The sequence below is a fragment of the Pseudonocardia sp. ICBG601 genome (genome assembly GCF_020496245.1).
Genome location: NZ_JAHLJA010000148.1, coordinates 1325325 through 1344731, shown reverse-complemented (window position 1 = coordinate 1344731; position 19407 = coordinate 1325325). Strand labels below are relative to the sequence as shown.

Sequence of the window (19407 nt, the reverse complement as noted above, 5' to 3'; positions counted from 1 at the left end):
CCTGCGTCGCGCAACAGTGGCCGTCGAGACGACATGTGCAAGAATTCGGCCATGCACCGGGTGGGGGTCCTCGCCGTCGACGGGGTGATCGCGTTCGAGCTGGCGATCCCCGAGCGGATCCTGGGCACCACGACCACCCTCGACGGCACCCCCCTCTACGACGTGCGGGTCGCCTCGGTCGACGGCAGCCCGGTCCGCACGAGCGCCGGCTACCGGGTGCTGCCCGAGCACGGGCTCGACGCCCTGGAGCGCGCCGGGACGCTGGTCGTCCCGGCGATCCGGGGCTCCGGCGTCGGCGACGAGGCGGCGCTCGCGGTGGTGCGCCGGGCCGTGGCGCGCGGGGCGCGCGTCGTCGGGATCTGCACCGGCGCCTTCACCCTCGCCGCCGCCGGGGTGCTCGACGGCCGTCGCGCCACCACGCACTGGGCCCACGCCGGGCGCATGCGACGGATGTTCCCGCAGGTCGAGGTGGATCCGGACGTGCTGTTCGTCGACGACGGCGACATCCTCACCTCGGCGGGCGTCGCCGCGGGCATCGACCTCTGCCTGCACCTGGTGCGCCGCGACCACGGCGCCGGGATCGCCGCGGCGACGGCCCGTCGCAACGTCGTCGCGCCGTGGCGGGAGGGCGGGCAGGCGCAGTTCGTGGAGTCCCACGTCCCCGACCCCGGCGGCGGCCCCGACACCCGCGCCGTGCGCGAGTGGGCGTTGCAGCACCTCGACCGGCCGCTCGCCGTCGAGGAGCTGGCGGAACGGGCGTCGATGAGCGTGCGGACCTTCACCCGCCGCTTCCGCGCCGAGACCGGCACCAGCCCGGGGCGCTGGCTGTCCGCGCGTCGCCTCGACCTCGTGCGACGCCTGCTGGAGACCACCGACCTCCCCGTCGAGCAGGTCGCGGCCCGCTCCGGCTTCGGCACCACCGCCGCGCTGCGTCAGCGACTGCACGCCGACATCGGGATGGCCCCGCTCGCCTACCGGCGCTCGCATCGCGCCCCCGCCGTCACCCGGTGACGCCGGCGGGTGGCGCGCAGCACTCGTCGCACGTCACGCCGGTCCGGCTGCGACACTGGTGGGGTGACCTCCCCTGCCGATCTGAAGATCCCCGGCGATCTCCTTCCGCAGGACGGCCGCTTCGGATGCGGCCCGTCCAAGGTGCGCCCCGAGCAGCTGTCCGCCCTCGCCGCGACCGGCGACTCCCTGATGGGCACCTCGCACCGGCAGAAGCCGGTGAAGGAGCTCGTCGGACGGGTGCGGTCCGGACTGGCCGAGCTGTTCTCCCTGCCCGACGGCTACGAGGTCGTCCTCGGCAACGGCGGCTCCACCGCGTTCTGGGACGCGGCCGCGTTCGGCCTGGTCCGTGAGCGCTCGCTGCACCTGACCTACGGCGAGTTCTCCCAGAAGTTCGCCGACACCACCACCGGCGCCCCGTTCCTGGCCGACCCGGTGATCGTCAAGGCCGACCCGGGCAGCGCGCCGGAGCCGGTGAGCGACCCGTCGGTCGACGTCATCGCGTGGGCGCACAACGAGACCTCGACCGGCGTCGCGGTGCCCGTCAACCGGCCCGCGGGCACCACCGACGACCAGCTCGTGCTGATCGACGCCACCTCCGGCGCCGGCGGGCTGCCGGTCGACATCACCCAGTCCGACGTCTACTACTTCGCCCCGCAGAAGGGCTTCGCCTCCGACGGCGGCCTCTTCCTCGCGATCATGAGCCCGAAGGCCCTGGAGCGGGTCGCCGAGCTGGCCGCGTCGGACCGCTGGATCCCGCCGTTCCTGTCGCTGGCCACCGCCGTCGACAACTCCGGCAAGGACCAGACCTACAACACGCCGTCGCTGGCGACGCTGTTCCTGCTCGAGGACCAGGTCCGCTGGATGAACGCGCTGGGCGGGCTCGACGGCTGCGTCGCGCGCACCCGCGACTCCTCCGACCGGCTCTACACCTGGGCCGACAAGAGCAGCTTCGCGACGCCGTTCGTCACCGACCCGGCGCACCGCAGCCTGGTGGTCGGCACGATCGACTTCGACGACGCCGTCGACGCCGCCGCGGTGGCGAAGGCGCTGCGCGCGAACGGGATCGTGGACACCGAGCCGTACCGGAAGCTGGGCCGCAACCAGCTGCGGATCGGGATGTTCCCGGCCGTGGAGCCGTCGGACGTCTCGGCGCTGACCGCGTGCGTCGACTGGGTCGTGGAGCGGCTGGGTTCCTGACCCCACCTCTTCCCGGGTGGACGACGACCGTCCGCCGAGGTGGGTCGACCGGCTGCGGTCGGCCCACCCGGCGGGGTCCTCGCCGTGGCGGTCGTGTTCGTCGGCACCCCGACCGTCCTGATCGTCGTCGCCGGGGTGCCGCTCCCGGACACGCCCCGGCCGCTCTCCTGCTCCTCGCCGTCGCGCCCGGTGACGCGGACCCGGCCTCGAGCGGATCACCTTCCTCCTCGCCGTGGTCGGCGGCATCGTTCTCGCCTGCTCGACCCGGGCCGACGCGTCGTTCGTGGCGTCCGAGGGTCTTCTCGACGTGCCGGCGCTCCCGGCGTTCGCGGTCGGACCGGCCGCCGTCGCCACCCGGAGGATCCGGCTCGGCGCCGCCGTCGGGCCGGTGTCCGAGCCGGCCGCGGTCCGAGCGGGCGGGGATCACCCGCGCCGATGAGGAACGACCGCGCCGGCAGGGGCAACGGGCGGCGGGCAGCGGGCGCCGATGGGCGCATCGGCCGGTGATCCACATGGCGCGCGCAGTTCTGTCGTTCGCGCGCGTCCGGACGCGCGCGGGCCGCGGATCACCGCGCGGACTGCGGATCACCGGGCGGGCGGTCACCGCGACGAGAGCGCGCCCGCAGGTATCTCGCGTCCACACTCCACGACGGCCCCGGCGCCGTTCCCCGTCCTGACGCCGCGCCGGGGGATACGTCCCGGACGTCCTGTTCCGCGTCGGGGTGGCCACGACACCGGGCACACCGGGTTGCGTCGCCGCGCGGCGTCGTTGCGTGATCGATAGCAACTCGTTGTAGTCACACACGTATCACTCGCCCCAATTTCCTCGCGAGTCACACATTGTGCGACGCTGCGCACGGTGAGTGAGAACGGCTCGGCGGTCCCCCGGGCGAGTAGGTGTTGTCGACCAGGCAGAACTCGCCCGGCGCGCCTCACCCGGCACGGACCCCTCGCCATCTACCGTCACCCGGACGGGGACGACAGCAGGAGGTCAGGTCGATGCGCGCGTTGCGGGTCGTGGGGGTGACCGGGGACGGCTCGGTCGTCCTCGAGGACCCGGGGCGTCGCGAGCGCTACACGGTGCCGGCCGACGAGCAGCTGCGGGCCGCGGCACGGGGTGACGTGACCCGGCTCGGCCAGATCGCGATCGAGTTGGAGAGCCAGTTGCGCCCACGGGAGATCCAGGCCCGAATCCGGGGTGGCGCGTCGGTCGACGAGGTCGCAGCCGCGGCCGGCGTCCCGACCCAGAAGATCGAACGCTTCGCCTATCCCGTCCTGCTCGAACGGTCGCGGACCGCCGAGCTGGCCCAGGGTGCCCACCCGCAGCGCGCCGACGGGCCCGACTCGCGCACGCTCGGTGAGACCGTCGCGCACACCTTCGGCCTGCGCGGACAGGACTACGGCGGGGCCGGCTGGGACTCCTGGAAGGGCGAGGACGGCAAGTGGGTCGTCGTCCTGACCTGGCAGACCGGCCGCTCGGACAACGCCGCGCACTGGGCGTTCCAGCCCGGCGCGCACGGCGGCACCGTCGTCGCGCTGGACGAGCACGCCTCCGACCTCGTCGAGGGTCTGCCCGCACGTCCGCTGCGTCCGCTCGGCGCGGTGGTCGACATGGCCCGCGACGAGGACCACACCCCCCAGGCTCCGACGACCGCCGCTCCGGCGCGCGCCGTCGCGGCCGCCGGTGGGCAGCAGCCCGAGGCCTGGGCCGGGCGCGGGATCGCGCCCGAGCAGCGTCGGGCGAGCCCCCCGCCGCCCCGGACCCGCGTCGAGACACCCGGTCGCACCGTCGGCGCCCGCCCGGACGACACCCGGGCCCCGGCCGCCGCGGCGCCCGTGGTCCCCCAGCGCGTCGAGCAGGTCGAGGACGCCGGGTCGTCCGCTGTGGCCGACGCCTCGCAGGCCGACTCCGCGAACATCGACTCCGCGAAGGCCGACTCCGCGGACACCGACGGCACGGTTGCCTCGACCGCCACTGCGGATGCTCCCGGCGCCGACACGACCGCGGCGGCCGGCACGGGTACGGGCACGACCGGCGCAGCCCCGAGCGGCTCCGCCTCGACCGGCACCTCGTCGACCAGCCCCTCGTCGACCGACACTTCGTCGAACGGCACCTCCTCGAACGGCACCTCGTCGAACGGCTCGGCCCCGGCCGCCGCGGCCTCCGCCGGCACCGGCTCGGACGCACCCGCCACGGGCTCGACCGGCCGGGAGTCGACCGGCTCGGACGCCGCCGACACGGCCCCGGTGTCGGCGGGCTCCGGCTCCGCCACCCCGATCCGGACCGGCACGAACGCGGCCGACACGGACGCGGCAGACTCGGACGCGGCGGTCGCGACCCCGGCTGCCACGGCCGCGGGCGTCGCGACCGCGACCGGTGCGGGTACGTCCGCCACGGACTCCGGGTCCGGGTCCGCGGGCGACGCGACGAGCCCGGCCGCCTCGTCGGCGACGACCTCGCCGGAAGCCGCCACGGCCACCTCCGCGTCGGACACCGCCGCACCGACCACTGCGGACCCGACGACCCCGGGCTCGACCACGGCGGGACCGGCCCCGGCGCAGGACAGCGCGACCGCCGCGTCGACCGCCGCGTCACCGACTACCCCGGCACCGAGCACCGCAGCACCGTCCACCCCGGCGTCCGCGGGCACCGCCGCGGGCTCCACGAGCACCTCTGCCGACCACGGCGAGGTCTCCCCCACCGCGGAGGGCGACGCCCCCGGCGAGCGGACCGACGCACCCACCGGGGCCGCCGCGACCACCACCGGGGCACCGGCCACGTCGTCGTCGAACGGCTCGGAGCCGGAGCCGGACCCCGCTCCGGCACAGGACACCGAGAGCGCGGCCCCGCGCCGCCCCTCCACCGCCGGATCGCGGCGGACGAAGAAGGGCAAGCCGGTCATGCCGTCGTGGGACGAGGTCCTGCTCGGCGTCCGCGGCCAGCGCTGACACCGTCCCGCACGGGTTCCGGTCTCCCGCACCGGATCCGGTCCCGTGTGGGAGCACGGATCCGGTGTGGGACCGCGCCCGCGGTCAGCCCCCGCCGGTGACGGCGTGGAAGGCGACGGCGGCGGCCGTCGCGACGTTGAGCGAGTCCACGCCGCTCGCCATCGGGATCCGGACCCGGCGGTCGGCGGCGGCCAGGGCCTCGTCGGTGAGGCCGGGACCCTCCGCACCCAGCAGCAGGGCGACCTTCCGGCCGCCCAGGCCCGCCGTGGCGAGGGGCTCGGCGTCGGCGGAGGGGGTGAGGGCGGCGACGGTGAACCCCGCCTCCCGCAGCCGGTCCAGCGAGGCGGGCCACGCGCCGTCGAGGGTCGTGAACGGGACCCGCAGCACGTGCCCCATCGAGACGCGGACGCTGCGCCGGTACAGCGGGTCCGAGCAGCCGGGGCCGAGCAGGATCGCGTCGACGCCGAGGGCGGCGGCGTTGCGGAACAACGACCCCAGGTTCTCGTGGTCCCCCACCCCCTCGCAGACGGCCAGCGTGCGGGCGCGGGCCAGGACGTCGTCGAGGGACGGCGCGGGAGCCCGGTCGGCGACGGCGAGCACCCCCCGGTTCAGGTGGAACCCGACCGCTCGGGCCATGGTGTCGGCGTCGGTCGCGTAGGCCGGCACGTCGACGCCGGCGAGGTCGTCGGAGAGCTCGTCGAGGCGCCGCGGGACCCCCAGCAGGGAGCGCACCGGATACGGCGAGTCGAGCAGCCGGCGCACGACGACGACACCCTCCGCGATCACCAGCCCGCGCCCACCGGGCCGATCGGGGCGCCGATCGGCTGTCGTGAGGTCGCGGTAGTCGTCGATTCGGGGGTCGTCGGGGTGCTCGACCGTGGTGAGTATGGCCACGACGCCCGATCGTCCCACGTCACTGACCGCTCGCCGCGTCTGGTCGCCCGGTCAGCCGGTACCGCCCGGTCCGGCGATATGACACGGTGTAGTGCCGCCTCCTTCGGCACGGTCCTCCGCCGTGTGAGTGAGAAGGCGCTCCCCGTTCGATGGAGGTCGGTTCGCGCATGGGTCAGGTGGTCGACCGGACGACGTTCAGCCGTCGCGACCGCCAGCGGTACCGGATCAAGGTGCAGCGCTGTCTGGACACTCTCGGTGACCTGCTCAGCAGCTACCCGTTCTCCGACACGGAGCCGATGACCGGCGTCGAGATCGAGTTCAACCTGGTGGATCCGGAGCTGGCGCCGTCGCTCAACGGGAGCGACGTGTTGGACACGATCAACTCGGGCGAGTGGCAGACCGAGCTCGGCCGCTGGAACCTCGAGCTGAACCTGCCGCCCCGGCCGCTGCCCGGCGACCAGTGGCGCCAGCTGGAGCACGAGCTGCTCGATCTGCTCGCGGGCGCCGGGGCGAAGGCCGGTGACCTGCGCACCCAGCTCGTCATGATCGGGATCCTGCCGACGCTGGACCCGGGACACATGACCGCCGAGGCGATCTCCCCCGAGGACCGCTACGAGGCGCTCAACGACCAGATGCTCAACGCCCGGGGCGAGCCGATCCGGATCGACATCGCCGGCTGCTCGCCCGAGGAGCGGGTCAACGCCGACTTCGACACGATCATCCCCGAAGCGGCCTGCACGTCGATGCAGCTGCACCTGCAGGTGTCCCCCGCGAACTTCGGGCGCTACTGGAACGCCGCGCAGTGCCTGGCCGGTGTCCAGCTGGGGCTCGGTTCGAACTCGCCGTTCCTGCTCGGGTCGCAGCTGTGGTCGGAGACCCGGATCCCGCTGTTCGAGCAGTCCTGCGACGTCCGGACCCCCGAGTTCCACAACCAGGGGGTACGGCCGCGGGTCTGGTTCGGCGAGCGCTGGATCGACTCGGTGCTGGACCTGTTCTCCGAGAACGCCCGCTACTTCCCGGCGCTGATGCCGCTGACGTCCGATGTGGACCCGGCGACGCAGATGCGCGACAAGGGCTTCCCGGACCTGCCCGAGCTGACCCTGCACAACGGCACGATCTGGCGCTGGAACCGGCCGATCTACGACAGTACGGGCGACACCCCGCACGTCCGGCTCGAGAACCGGGTGCTCCCCGCGGGGCCGACGACCGTCGACATGGTCGCCAACGCGCTGTTCTTCTACGGCCTGCTGCGCACCCTGGTCGAGGCCGACCAGCAGCTGTGGCGGTCTGTGTCGTTCGAGGCGGCGCGGGAGAACTTCCAGACGGCGGCCAAGCACGGCATGCACGCTCCCCTGTACTGGCCCGGCACCGGCTGGGTGCTCCCCGACGAGCTCGCCCTGCGCAAGCTGCTCCCCCTGGCCCACGAGGGTCTCGCCCGCTGGGGCGTCTCCGGCGCGGTCTGCGACCGGTACCTGACGGTGCTGGAGCGGCGCTGCGTCACGCGTCAGACCGGGTCGTCGTGGCAGATCGACACCGTCGCCGCGCTGGAGGCACGGGGCGCGGACCGGATGAGCGCGCTGCGCGGCATGCTCGAGCGCTACCTGGCGCACTCGACCGCCAACCAGCCCGTCCACACCTGGGAGATCCCCGGCTGATCGGCTTCGCCATTGCGAAGCATTCTCCGCGACCGGGCCCGCTCACCGCCCTCACGTTCCTACCGTCCCCCTCCGCACACCCGCCCCGGGTGCGCGTACGGGACGGAGGGACATGTCCATCCAGCACCACCCCGACCGGCGTCGATGACCCGGGCGACGACGATGTCCCCGTTCCGGCTGTTCGGCCGCACCGCCCGCGACGAGCGCCCCCTCGACGACGGCCCCGACCCATGGCTCGACGACCCGGCCCCCGCCCCGGCTCCGCGGCCCGCCGCACCCCGGGCCCGGGAGGCCGCCCCGGCTCCGTCGACCGGCGGGACGCCCGCGGCTCCGGTGGCGGAGGGCCCCGCGACCGCGGCGGCGCGACCGGCGGTCTGGACGCCGCGGCGGCCGCCGCAGGAGCCGGTCGCCGAGCCGGAGCCGGTCACCGATCCCTTCGGCTTCCCGCCGGTGCCGCCGGCCGGGCCGCCCCCTGCCGTCGCACCGGTCCCCGCCACCGCTCCCGTCTCCGACGAGGTGGCCGCGGCCTGGGCGGCGTGGGCGCCTGCCGCGACGACGCGGCCCGACGGCACGCAGGGCAGCGCGGATCCCGGTGTTCCGCCGTCCGTGCCCGACACCGCGGCCGCTACGTCCGGTCCGGCACCCGCCGACCCGGGCTCGGCAGCACAGTCCGGACCGGCGACGCCCGCTGTTCCCTCCGGCCCGGCGTCCTCGGGATCGGCGGCCACCACGCCGGCGCTGTCCGACCCGGCACCGTCCGGCCCGGCACCGTCCAGCCCGGCACCGTCCGGTCGCGGGGGGCCGGCCGACCGGGCATCCGGGTCGCCCGCTCCGGGACGCGCGGCCGCTGAGCCGGTCGCCGTGCCCGCCGCGGTTCCGGGGCTCCCCGACCCCGGCGCCGCGGAGGCCGCACCGGGCACGGTGGGGGCCGGGACGCCCGGCCCGGTCGTGACCGATCACGGTCCGGCCTCCCGCTCCGCCGGAGCACCGGTCGGGGCCACCCCCGGCCCCGTCGATCCGACGCATGTCCCACCACGACCGGACCACCATCACCCCGAGGTACGGCCCGCCGGGGCCGCCCCGTCGCGGCTCGTCGACCCCGCCGAGGCGTCCGCGTTGGCCGGGGCCTTCGCCGCGGACCTGTTGTCCTGGGACGAGGACGACGTCGCCCGCCGCGGCCGCGTCCTCGCCGCCTACCTGCCCACGACCGCGGCCGACGGGCTGCTCGGCTGGACCGGGACCGGACGCCAGCGGGCCGACCTCGTGCTGCCGGGCCGCGTCCGCACCGACGGCGACCGCGCCGTCGTCGACGTCCGGGTGCGGGTCGTGCCCTACCGCCGCGTCGACGCCCGCGGGACGGCCGCGCCGGAACCCGAGCCCGACGACCCGATCGGGGCGCCCGCCGGTGCCCCGGCCCCGGCCGCGCGCGGCTGGCGCGGGCTGGCCGCGCGGTGGGTCCGGCTGGAGGTGGGCGTGGTCCTCAGCGGCGACGGGCTCGTCGTCGACGCGGGGCCCGCGACCGAGCCGGCCCGGCGGCCGTCGCCGGTCGACCTCGCCCGGGGCGGTGCGCGGTGAGCGGGCGGATCCCGGTCGTCGGAGGTCTGGCCGGCGGGGTCGGGACGACGACCGTCGCCCGGGCCCTGCACGGCCGTGACCTGGGGCGGGTGTGCGGGCCGGACCTGCTGCCCGACGTCGTCGTCACCCGGGACACCGCGGCCGGGCTGGCCGCCGCCGCCCTCGTCGCCCCGGCACCCGGGCCGGGGGCTCCGGTCCTCGTCCTGCACCCCGGCACCGCCGACCCCGACGGCATCGACGCCGACGCCGCGGGTCCCGGCTGGGCGGCCGTCGTCGCGCTGCCCGCGGTGCCGGGCTGGGCCCGCTCGGCCGACCCGTGGTCGGACGCGGCCGGGGTGCTCACCCGGCCCGGGCCCTCGGCCGCGGTCCGCCGCTACGCCGACGCGATCGGCCGGATCGTCACCGCGCTGACGACGTCCGGCCGGCTCGACCGGCCGCTCACCCCGGCCGGCGTCGGTGGGCTGCGACCCATGCGCGGGGTGCTGGCGGTCCCGACCGGGCCGGTCCGGTGAGCCGTGCGAGCGCTGCTGATCGTGCCGGTCGTCGTCGCACTCCTGCTGGGGACGGCGGGGCAGGTCCTGGCCGCACCGGCCGCGGAACCGGTCACCTCGGGCGTCGACGCGGCACGCGTGCCGGAGGCGGCGCGGCCGTACCTCGACCTGGTCACGGAGCTGACCTCGCAGGGCTGCCCGGAGCTGCCGCCGGCCTGGGTGGTCGCCCAGGTGCAGGCGGAGTCGGGCTGGGACCCGGAGCTGCGCACCGGCACCGCCGCCGGGCTGCTGCAGGTCTCGGAACGGACCTGGGTCGCGGCCGGGGGCGCTCCGTGGCCGGATGCGGCGCTGACCGAGCCGGAGGGGCACCTGCGCGTCGTCGTGCCGTGGCTCTGCTCGACGCTGCGCGCCGCCGCCGGGTACCTGGCGACGACCCCGAAGGACGTGCCGGTGCTCGACGCGATGCTGGTCTGCCACATCGCGGGCTGCAGCCGGGTCACCGGCTCGGCGTCGGGGGTGCCGACGGGCGGGGAGGCGGACTGCTCGCAGGCGTGTGCGTCGGCGATCCGGCGCTACCTCGACGCGGTGCACGGCTTCGTCGCGGACTACTCCGGCACGACGGCCGTCGACGACCGCGAGTCGTCCCCGCCACCGCCGCAGAAGGCCGCCCCGGCGAAGGCACCGGCGGCGAAGGACGCCTCGTCGGCACCGGCACCCGCCTGGACCGGCGGCGCGACGGGCTGTCACGAACCCGATCCGGTGCGCTCCGGCGGCTGTCTGACCGGCGCGACGAAGCACGGTCTCGACGCGGTCCGGGCGGTCTTCGGCCCGACCATCGAGACGGTCGGCTGCTGGGACGAGCACCTGCAGAACCCGCGGTCGGACCATCCGAAGGGCAGGGCCTGCGACGTGTTCACCGGGAAGGCCGGGGCGTTCGCGAAGGGCGCCGACCTCGACGAGGGCTGGGCGATCGCGCGCTGGCTGGAACGCAACGCGGCCCCGCTGAAGGTCAAGTACCTGATCTGGCAGGGCCGCTACTGGGACCCCTCGGTGCGCGCCGACGGCTCCGGCTGGGGCCGTCGCTACACCGGCGGCGGGGTCTACGACACCTCCGACGCGACCGGCGGCCACTACGACCATGTCCACATCAGCTTCGCGGAGTGACCCCGTGCGACGTTCCCTGCCGCTGCTCGTGCTCGCCGCGGTCCTCGCGGTGCCCCTGGCCCTGCTGGTACCGGCGCTGCTGCCCGGACCGCCGTCGCAGGCCGTGCTGACCTCGGCCGACCGGGACGCCCTCGGCGATCCCGGTCCCGTCCGCGGAGCGGAGCCACCCGTGCCGGCGACGCGGCCGTCGTCGCCCGGGGCGGTGGCGCGCGCCTACCTCGTCGCCGCGCACGGCACCCGGGCCGGCGCGGCCGCGGGCACCACCCTCGACGGCAGCCCGTACGCACTGCCCGGCAGCCCGGCCGCGGCCGGAGCGCCCGTCCTCGACCCGCCGCCGCCCGGCGCGGGACGGACCGCCGAGGTCGAGGACCTCGACGAGGGCGCCACCGACTGGGCCCGCGGGCGCACCGCGCTCGTCGCGACCGTCCGCACGACCACGGCCGGGCCCGGCGCGGCCCCCGAGATCCGGCGCTGGCGCACCCGCGTGGTCGTGGCGCTCGACGCGGCGGGCCACTGGCTGGTCACCGCCGACACCCCCATCACCACCGACACCCCCGACGTGGACGACTGACGTGACCGAACCTTGGAGTGGGCGATGACCGCCGACGAGCTCGAGCAGCTGCTCAAGTCCCTGCTGGCCAAGGGGGTCACGGTCGTCCTGCTGGCGCTGGGCCCTGCCGGGGAGCTGGTGGGGGTGGAACCCGGGGGGTCCGCGACGCCGTCGGTGAGCTCCGGGCAGGACGCCGCCGGTGCGCCGCGTCCGGACCTGGAGCTGGGGGCCGACGGCGAGGTGTGCGTCGGGTCGGGCGGGTCCTCCGGGGCCGGTTCCGGGTCGGGCTCCGGCGGGTCCGGGTCGGGCTCCGGCGGTTCCGGGTCGGGTTCCGGGTCGGGCTCCGACAGCTCGGGCGGCGGGGACGGCCGCGACGGGTCCGGGTCCGACGGGTCCTCCGCCGGGTCCGGGTCCGCCGGGGCCGGCGACGACTCGTCCGGCGGGTCGGAGGACGGTCGCGACGGCGGGGCCGGCGGCTCCGACAGCTCCGACGGGTCGGGCGACTCCGACGACCGGCGCCGATCCAGCGGGTCGGGCGACTCCGGGAGCAACAGCGGTTCGGACGACAGCGGCTCCGGGGGCGACAGCTCCGGGAAGAGCGGTTCACAGGGCACCGGGTCCGGCGACAGCGGGGGCTCCGGTTCGGACGACAGCAGCCCCGGCGACAGCGACGCGGGAAGCGGCTCGGGCGGCAGCGGCACCGCCTCCGGCGCCCCCGACGAGTCCGGTGCCACCGCCTACGGCACCAGCGACGACGCCGCCGCGGGCCTCCTCACCGGCGGCACCGGCACCGGCGGCCGGACCACCCCCGCCCCCTGCCCCACCGGCTCGGGCGGCGCGGCCGATACCGCGCCCGCCACCGGGAGCGCCCCGGAGGCGGGCGGCGCGGCGGCGGCCGAGGGCACCACCGCGGCGGCGAAGCTGGGCTGGGGACAGCCGGTCCGCACCGACGAGTTCGACAACGGCACCGACGGCTGGAGCATCTACGACGGCGCCGGGCACGCGGGCAACGGCCGTCGCACCCCGGACGCGGCCGCGGTGGCGGACGGCGTCCTGACGATCACCGGCGACAGCCAGGGCAACACCGCGGGCATGGCGTGGAAGGAGGGCTCCCAGCAGTACGGCCGCTGGGAGGGTCGGGTGCGCGCGCCGGTCGGGGACCCGTCGTACAACGCGCTGCTGCTGCTCTGGCCCACCGCGGAGAACTGGCCCGAGGGCGGTGAGCTCGACTTCATGGAGATGATGGATCCCTCGCGGCAGAAGACCAACGCGTTCTTCCACTACGGCGCGGACAACTCCCAGGTCGAGGGCTCGGTCGAGATCGACGCGACGCAGTGGCACAACTGGGCCCTGGAGTGGACGCCGGACCGGATCACCGCCTACGTCGACGGCGAGAAGTGGTTCGAGACCACCGAGCAGAAGGTGCAGCCGCCGGGGCCGATGCACCTGTGCATCCAGCTCGACTGGTTCCCCAAGGGCGGGTCGGGGAAGGAGACGCAGATGCAGGTCGACTGGGTCCGCCAGTACACCCTCGACGGGGGCGCCGCCGGCACCGGGACCGGGTCGGGTCAGGCGTCGAGCGGTTCATGATCACCGGTTGTGGAGCGCGGCGCTCGCTCAGCGGGCCGGATCCTCCACAACGGTCGATCTTCGGGCGCCGGGCCCCTCTCAGCTCCCCCACAGCCGTCCCCTCCTAGGCTGCCGCCGACCCGCCGTCGACGATAAAGGAGGGGGTCGTGCCGGAACAGACGGAGCAGGAGCCCGAGCACGACCCCGAGGCCCCCTCGCGACGCCGCTGGCCCGCCGTCGTCGGGCTCGTGGCGGGCCTGGCCGTGCTGGCCGGGGTCGTCACGGTCGCGATGGACCCGACCCTGCTCACCGGCTCGTCCGGCCCGACGCCCGCACCGGCGGCGCCGCCGTCGCCGGGCGGGATGCACGACCAGGAGCGTCCGAACGAGGTCGGCGAGCTCGACCCCGCGTCGCGCTCGGACACCGAGGCGGCGGTGCGCAACGGCTGGCGCCTCACCGACCACGACGAGTTCGACGGCACCGCGCTCGACCGCACGCGCTGGAGCCCGTACACCGGGGAGACCACCGGGGGCAACGGCCGGCACCGGGCCGAGAACATCTCTGTCCGCGACGGCGAGCTCGTCCTCACCAGCCGCGGGCGCACCTCGGCGGGCCTGGCCTGGCGCGGCGGACAGCAGTACGGCCGCTGGGAGATCCGGGCGAAGACCAACCCCGGCGTCGGCTACGGCGACGTCGCGCTGCTCTGGCCGGACGCCGAGGACTGGCCCGAGGGCGGCGAGCTCAACTTCATGGAGATCCCGAAGCCCGAGCGCGCCGAGACGCACACGATCGTCCACTACGGCGAGGACAACAGCCAGGTCGGCAAGACCATCCGCGGCGACTTCACGCAGTGGCACACCTACGCCGTCGAGTGGCTGCCCGACCGGGTCGTGTTCTACATCGACGGCGCCGAGGTCTTCCGGACCACCGACCCGGAGCAGATCCCGCCGCGGTCGATGCACCTGGCGATGCAGCAGGACATCGGTCCCTACGGCGACGACTGGATCCCGGCGCCGGACGCGACCTCGCCGGAGACGCTGGACTTCCAGGTCGACTGGGTCCGCATCTACGCGCCCTGACCCGCTCGGCGGCGGGTCGGGTGTGACTGGGGAAAGAAGGAGGCCCCGGACCCTGTGGGGTCCGGGGCCTTCTCCTGTCCCGAACTGACGCGCCGCTCCCACCACGAAGCGACAAGATTGAGGTTAGCCTAACCTTCGTCGCTCGCGCAAGGGCGGGTTCTCAGCCGAGCAGCTCCCGCAACGGTCCCACGCCGAAGTACCCCACGAACAGCACCGCCACGACCCACATCAGCGGATGGACCTGCCGCGCGCGGCCGGTGGCCGCCGCGAGCGCGACGTAGCTGATGAAGCCGGCGCCGATGCCGTTGGCGATCGAGTAGGTGAACGGCATGACGGTGATCGTCAGGAACACCGGGATCGCGGTGCGCAGGTCGTCGAGCGAGACCGAGGTGATCTGCCGGAACATCAGCGCGCCGACGACGACCAGCGCCGGGGCCGCGGCCTCGACCGGGACGATCGAGTACAGCGGCGTGAAGAACATCGCCAGCAGGAACAGGACACCGGTCAGGACGTTCGCCAGACCCGTCCGTGCGCCCTCGGCGATGCCGGCCGCGGACTCGACGAAGATCGTGTTCGACGACGCCGACCCCACACCACCGGCGACCGCACCCGCACCCTCGACGACCAGCGCCTTCCCGACGTTCGGGAGCTTGTCGTCGGAGTCGGTCAGGCCCGCCTGGCGGCCGAGGCCGGTGAGCGTGCCCATGGCGTCGAAGAAGTTCGCCAGCACGAGGGTGAAGACGAGCAGGACGACGGTGATGATGTCGAGCCGGGTGAACGCCCCGAGCGAGACCTGCCCGACCAGCGACAGGTCCGGCAGCCCGACGATCCGGTCCGGGATGGCGGGCACGGCCAGCGACCAGCCGCCGGGGTTGGTCGGGCCGCCCGGGCCGACCCGGACGATCGCCTCGACGACGATCGCGATGATCGTGTTCACCACGACGCCGATGAGGATGCCCGCACGGACACCGCGGGCGACGAGGACGCCGACGATGATCAGCCCGACGACGAAGACGAACGTCGGCCACGAGGCGATGGAGCCGCCGGTGCCCAGCCCGACCGGGACCGTGGTGTTGGCGGCGTCGGGCAGCCGGCGCACGAAGCCGGAGTCGACCAGGCCGATCAGCGCGATGAACGCGCCGATGCCGACCGCGATCGCCGTCTTGAGCTCGGTGGGTACGGCGTTGAACACCGCCGTCCGGAAGCCGGTCAGGGCGAGGATCACGATGATGACGCCGTTGATGACCACCAGGCCCATCGCCTCGGGCCAGGTCATCAGCGGCGCGATGGTCACGGCCAGCAGGGTGTTGATCCCCAGGCCGGTGGCGATCGCGAACGGGTAGTTCGCGACGACGCCGAAGATGATGGTCATCACGCCCGCGACCAGGGCGGTCACCGCGGCGACCTGCGCGACCGGGAGGATCCCGCCCAGCGCGTCGGCCTTGGCCGACGGGTCGCCCGGCGTGACGCTGCCGAGGATCAACGGGTTCAGGACGATGATGTAGGCCATCGCCATGAACGTGACGAGACCCCCGCGCAGCTCGCGGGAGACGGTGGAGCCGCGCTCGGACACGCGGAACAGGCGCTCGATCACGGCGACACCCTAGACGCGGTGCAACGCTGCGGGTTCCGTACGTGCACCGTTTAGGCTACGGCCCCGTGACGGCCCACGAGAGCGAGCGCGCGAGCGACCCACCGCCCCCGCCGCCGTTGCCGGCGCGCTTCTACGAGTCCCCGCCGGTGATCCTCGGCGGGATGCTGCTGTGGGCGGTCGGCGCGGGCGTCGCCGCCGCGTTCGCGATGGTCACCGGCTCCGGGTTCGATCCCGCGAACGGTGCCGGCGCCTGGTTCTGGACCTGCATCGCCGGGGTCGGGGTGGGCCTGTTCGGTGCCGCGGTGTTCTCGGCGCAGCGGGCCGCGGCCCGGCGCGGGGACCGGTCGGCGCAGCGCGGCGTCGAGCCGAGGTAGGTCATAGGCTCGGCGCCATGACCGCGAACGACCGTCCGACCGCCGTCGTCACCGGTGCCTCCTCCGGGATCGGCGCCGCCACCGCCCGCGCACTCGGTGCCGCGGGCTTCCACGTGGTGCTGGGAGCCCGCCGGGTGGAGCGCTGCGAGGAGATCGCGAAGGAGATCGACGGCACCGCGCTGTCCCTCGACGTCACCGACCGGGAGTCCGTCCGCGCGTTCGCCGACGCCGTGCCCGAGGCGAAGCTGCTGGTCAACAACGCCGGCGGCGCGAAGGGCCTGGAGCCCGTCGCGGACGCCGACGAGGACGACTGGCGCTGGATGTGGGAGACCAACGTCGCCGGCACGCTGCGCCTCACCCAGGCGTTCCTGCCGAAGCTGCGGGCGTCGGGCGACGGGCACATCGTCACCGTGACTTCGATCGCCGCGCTGGACTTCTACGACAACGGCGCCGGCTACACCGGCGCCAAGCACGCCCAGGCGATGCTGCACCGCACCCTGCGCGGGGAGCTGCTCGGCGAGCCGATCCGGATCACCGAGATCTGCCCCGGCATGGTGGAGACCGAGTTCTCCGAGGTGCGGCTCGGCGACGCCGACAAGGCGGCGAAGGTCTACGAAGGCCTGACCCCGCTGACCGCCGACGACGTCGCCGACACGATCGTTTTCGCCGCGACCCGGCCGTCGCACGTCAACCTGGACCAGATCGTGCTCAAGCCGCGTGACCAGGCGTCGGGCACGCGGCGGCACCGGCGCTAGAGGGTCTCCTCCGACCGGCGGTGCTGGTCGGCGTCGTCGCCGGGGCTCTCGCCCGAGACGGCGCCGGCGATCCGTTCCTCGGACTCGCGCAGGATCTGCTCGGCCCCCTCCTCCTGGAGCGGGGTCGGGCGGTCGCCGTCGGGCCGGTCGGGGTTCTCGGGGGCGGTCATGCCCACGGGTACCCGCTAGGACAGCGCCGACAACCCCTTCCACTTCTCCCAGGACAGCGTCCAGTCCCACAGGTCGCCGTCGCGGGCGGAGAGCTGCACGGGGGTGCCGGTGACCTCGACCGGGTCGCCGTAGAGGACGGTGTCGTAGTACGCCTTGGCGTTCTCGATCGACAGGTTCACGCAGCCGTGGGTGACGTTCGCGGTCCCCTGCGCGGCGGCCGACACCGGGTTGGCGTGGATGAACTCGCCGTTGTTGCTCATCCGGACGGCCCACTTCTCGACGACGTCGTAGCCGTACTGCTGCGAGACCATCCGCTTGTCGGTGAACTTCTCGGTGACGACGTGGATGCCCGAGCGCGTGTTGCGGTTCGGGTCGTCGGCCAGGCCGTAGGACGCCGGGTAGTCCGCGATCTGCTTGCCGTCGCGGATCACGATCATCCGGAACGAGCGGGCGTCGGCCTTGACGATCTGGGCGCGACCGATCGCGAACGACGTGGTCAGGTCCTCGGCGCCGTAGCTGCCGCCGCCGTAGTCGACGCCCTTGAGCGGCGCGTCCACGGTGACCTTCGTGCCCGACGGCCAGTACTCCTTCGGCCGCCAGTGCACGCGCGAGCCGCCGTTCTCGTCGGGCAGCCAGCCCCACGCGCCCTCGACCTCCTTCGAGGTCGTGACCTTCAGGACCTTCTCGATCGCGGCGCGGTCCTCGACGTGCCGGTCGAACTGGATCTCGATCGGCGCGGCGATGCCGACGGTGCGGTCGTCGCCGATGTTCAGGGTGCCGCGCACGGTGTGGGCGGGCTTCAGCGTCGCGACGGTGCCCTGCACGGGGGTCGCCGTGCCGTCCGGGGCGACGGCACGCCCGTGCCAGCTGTAGGTGGTCGCGAAGTCCAGGTCACCGCTGCTGGTCCAGGTCGTGCGGTCCGGGGACAGCGCGCCGTCGACGGCGTCGCCGTCCGGGTCGGTCAGCGACACCCCGTCCAGCGTGCCGCCCGCCGCGCGGACCGAGACCGGCTGCGCCGGGTTCGCCGACGACGCCGAGGCGGCCGGCTGGTAGCTCACCTGCGGCCCGGCCGGGGCCGGGGCGGCCTGCGGCGCCGCCGGGTCCTGCGGCGAGGCCGCGAGGGCCACCGCACCGACGATGCCCAGCGCGCCGATCAGCGCCACCACGACGATCAGTACCCGTCGCAACCGTTCCCCCGCGTACTCGATCCGTGCGTTGCGCACCGACCGTACGCCGAGATCCAGTACGCGTGATCGGCAGGAGGACGGTGCTCCCCCGTGCGGCGCAACGCGAACCGGACGTCGATGTACAGAGGGTGTCAGACGGCGCAGTTCACCAGCACCGGTTCGGGATGCAGTGTGACGCCGAACCGCTCGGCGACGCCGCCCTGCACCTCACGGGCCAGGGCCAGCAGGTCGGCCGTCGTCCCGCCGCCGCGGTGGGTCAGGGCCAGGACGTGCCGCGTCGACAGCGACACCCGGCCGCCGGGGCCGGCGTGCCCGCGGCCGAACCCGGCGTTCTGGATCAGCCCGGCGGCGCTCAGCTTGACCCGGCCCTGTCCCGCGGGCCAGGCGGCCAGGCCGTCGACCTGCGGCGCGCGGTCCGTGGGCAGGATCGGGTTGGTGAAGAACGAGCCGGCCGACCAGGTGTCGTGGTCGTCGGCGTCGAGGACCATGCCCTTGCCGCGGCGCAGCCCGAGCACCGCCTCGCGGACGGCGGCCGGGTCGGTCCGCGTCTCCGGGTCGACGCCGAGGGTGCGGGCGAGCTCGCCGTAGCGGATCGGGGCGGAGCGGCCGTCGGCGTGCAGCGCGAAGCGCACCCGCAGGACGATCGCGTCGTCGCGGCCCTTGAGGACGCTGGTGCGGTAGTCGAGCCCCAGGTCGGAGGCGGGCACGTGCTCGCGGACGGTGCCGGTGCGCCGGTCGTAGAGGTCGACGTCGACGAGCAGGTCGGCGACCTCGACGCCGTAGGCGCCCACGTTCTGCACCGGGGTCGCGCCGGTCCGCCCGGGGATCCCGGACAGGCACTCCAGCCCGCCGAGCCCGTCGGCGACGGTCGCGGCGACGACGTCGTCCCAGTCCTCGCCGGCCTCGACGGTCAGCAGCACCCGGTCGCCGTCGCGCTCGTGGCCGATCCCGCGCCCCGCCAGCAGCACGGCGGTGCCGTCGAACCCGGCGTCGGCGACGACGAGGTTCGACCCGCCGCCCACCAGCAGCACCCGTTCCCCGGCCCGGTCGGCCGCGGCGACGGCGTCGACCACCTCGGCCGCGCCCTCGGCGCGCACGATGCGGGAGGCCGGTCCGCCGAGGCGCAGTGTGGTGTGCGCACTGAGCATCGGGTCGACCGTTGTCGGAGCGGGGGAACTCACGACCGCAACGG

At 74.9% G+C, this 19407-nt stretch carries 18 protein-coding genes; 13 read left to right on the top strand and 5 right to left on the bottom strand.

Annotated features, from left to right (window positions below):
• The first annotated feature begins 51 nt into the window (after window positions 1-51).
• The 4 genes from KPL57_RS35660 to sepH all read left to right on the top strand — a co-directional run bounded on the left by KPL57_RS35660 (window position 52) and on the right by sepH (window position 5157).
• Complete coding sequence (locus KPL57_RS35660) at window positions 52-1011, top strand: GlxA family transcriptional regulator (protein ID WP_226354953.1); 960 nt, start codon at window positions 52-54, stop codon at window positions 1009-1011.
• A 63-nt stretch (window positions 1012-1074) separates the two neighbouring features.
• On the top strand, window positions 1075-2208 hold the full coding sequence (gene serC, locus KPL57_RS35655) for a phosphoserine transaminase (protein WP_226354952.1): 1134 nt from the start codon (window positions 1075-1077) through the stop codon (window positions 2206-2208).
• Between the two features lie 232 nt (window positions 2209-2440).
• Window positions 2441-2647, top strand: coding sequence for a hypothetical protein (locus KPL57_RS35650; protein ID WP_226354951.1), 207 nt, complete (start codon window positions 2441-2443; stop codon window positions 2645-2647).
• 560 nt (window positions 2648-3207) lie between these two features.
• Window positions 3208-5157 (top strand): septation protein SepH, encoded by a 1950-nt coding sequence (gene sepH, locus KPL57_RS67695; RefSeq protein ID WP_264198707.1) that lies wholly within the window; start codon window positions 3208-3210, stop codon window positions 5155-5157.
• An 84-nt stretch (window positions 5158-5241) separates the two neighbouring features.
• On the opposite strand, the gene KPL57_RS35640 is transcribed toward sepH, so the two are convergent.
• Entirely contained in the window at window positions 5242-6051 is an 810-nt protein-coding gene (locus tag KPL57_RS35640; protein WP_226354950.1) for an RNA methyltransferase, read from the bottom strand.
• A gap of 167 nt (window positions 6052-6218) precedes the next feature.
• Here KPL57_RS35640 and KPL57_RS35635 point away from each other — a divergent pair, with 167 nt between their 5' ends.
• From KPL57_RS35635 to KPL57_RS35605, 7 genes are all read left to right on the top strand, one after another.
• Window positions 6219-7706: a glutamate--cysteine ligase gene (locus KPL57_RS35635; RefSeq protein ID WP_073577871.1), complete on the top strand. Its 1488-nt coding sequence runs from the start codon at window positions 6219-6221 to the stop codon at window positions 7704-7706.
• Between the two features lie 144 nt (window positions 7707-7850).
• A complete protein-coding gene (locus KPL57_RS35630) occupies window positions 7851-9281 on the top strand; it encodes a hypothetical protein (RefSeq protein WP_226354949.1) in 1431 nt (476 codons plus the stop codon).
• Window positions 9278-9793, top strand: coding sequence for a hypothetical protein (locus tag KPL57_RS35625; protein WP_226356733.1), 516 nt, complete (start codon window positions 9278-9280; stop codon window positions 9791-9793). The genes KPL57_RS35630 and KPL57_RS35625 overlap by 4 nt, the downstream gene beginning before the upstream one ends.
• A 3-nt stretch (window positions 9794-9796) precedes the next feature.
• The gene (locus tag KPL57_RS35620) at window positions 9797-10936 is read left to right on the top strand and encodes a hypothetical protein (protein ID WP_226354948.1); all 1140 of its coding nucleotides are present in this window, start codon (window positions 9797-9799) and stop codon (window positions 10934-10936) included.
• A 4-nt stretch (window positions 10937-10940) separates the two neighbouring features.
• Window positions 10941-11507 carry a hypothetical protein gene (locus KPL57_RS35615; protein ID WP_226354947.1) on the top strand — a complete coding sequence of 189 codons (567 nt, stop codon included), beginning with the start codon at window positions 10941-10943 and terminating at the stop codon, window positions 11505-11507.
• A 24-nt stretch (window positions 11508-11531) separates the two neighbouring features.
• Window positions 11532-13076: a glycoside hydrolase family 16 protein gene (locus KPL57_RS35610; RefSeq protein WP_226354946.1), complete on the top strand. Its 1545-nt coding sequence runs from the start codon at window positions 11532-11534 to the stop codon at window positions 13074-13076.
• Window positions 13077-13222: 146 nt separating this feature from the next.
• A complete protein-coding gene (locus KPL57_RS35605; protein WP_226354945.1) occupies window positions 13223-14134 on the top strand; it encodes a family 16 glycosylhydrolase in 912 nt (303 codons plus the stop codon).
• Between the two features lie 160 nt (window positions 14135-14294).
• Here the strand turns inward: KPL57_RS35605 and KPL57_RS35600 are convergent, their stop codons facing one another.
• The gene (locus tag KPL57_RS35600; protein ID WP_226354944.1) at window positions 14295-15728 is read right to left on the bottom strand and encodes an NCS2 family permease; all 1434 of its coding nucleotides are present in this window, start codon (window positions 15726-15728) and stop codon (window positions 14295-14297) included.
• A 65-nt stretch (window positions 15729-15793) separates the two neighbouring features.
• Between KPL57_RS35600 and KPL57_RS35595 the strand changes: the two genes are divergently transcribed.
• Together KPL57_RS35595 and KPL57_RS35590 are read left to right on the top strand one after the other, a co-directional pair.
• Window positions 15794-16102 (top strand): DUF2530 domain-containing protein, encoded by a 309-nt coding sequence (locus KPL57_RS35595; RefSeq protein WP_226354943.1) that lies wholly within the window; start codon window positions 15794-15796, stop codon window positions 16100-16102.
• A gap of 17 nt (window positions 16103-16119) precedes the next feature.
• Window positions 16120-16857 carry an SDR family NAD(P)-dependent oxidoreductase gene (locus KPL57_RS35590; protein ID WP_208827059.1) on the top strand — a complete coding sequence of 246 codons (738 nt, stop codon included), beginning with the start codon at window positions 16120-16122 and terminating at the stop codon, window positions 16855-16857.
• On the opposite strand, the gene KPL57_RS35585 is transcribed toward KPL57_RS35590, so the two are convergent.
• The 3 genes from KPL57_RS35585 to KPL57_RS35575 form a co-directional block, all read right to left on the bottom strand.
• Window positions 16854-17027 carry a hypothetical protein gene (locus tag KPL57_RS35585; RefSeq protein WP_226354942.1) on the bottom strand — a complete coding sequence of 58 codons (174 nt, stop codon included), beginning with the start codon at window positions 17025-17027 and terminating at the stop codon, window positions 16854-16856. The two genes, KPL57_RS35590 and KPL57_RS35585, sit on opposite strands and share 4 nt — an antisense overlap.
• Before the next feature lie 15 nt (window positions 17028-17042).
• Window positions 17043-18251, bottom strand: coding sequence for an Ig-like domain-containing protein (locus tag KPL57_RS35580; protein ID WP_226354941.1), 1209 nt, complete (start codon window positions 18249-18251; stop codon window positions 17043-17045).
• Window positions 18252-18346: 95 nt separating this feature from the next.
• Window positions 18347-19363, bottom strand: coding sequence for a UDP-N-acetylmuramate dehydrogenase (locus KPL57_RS35575; protein WP_374203862.1), 1017 nt, complete (start codon window positions 19361-19363; stop codon window positions 18347-18349).
• Window positions 19364-19407 lie beyond the last annotated feature (44 nt).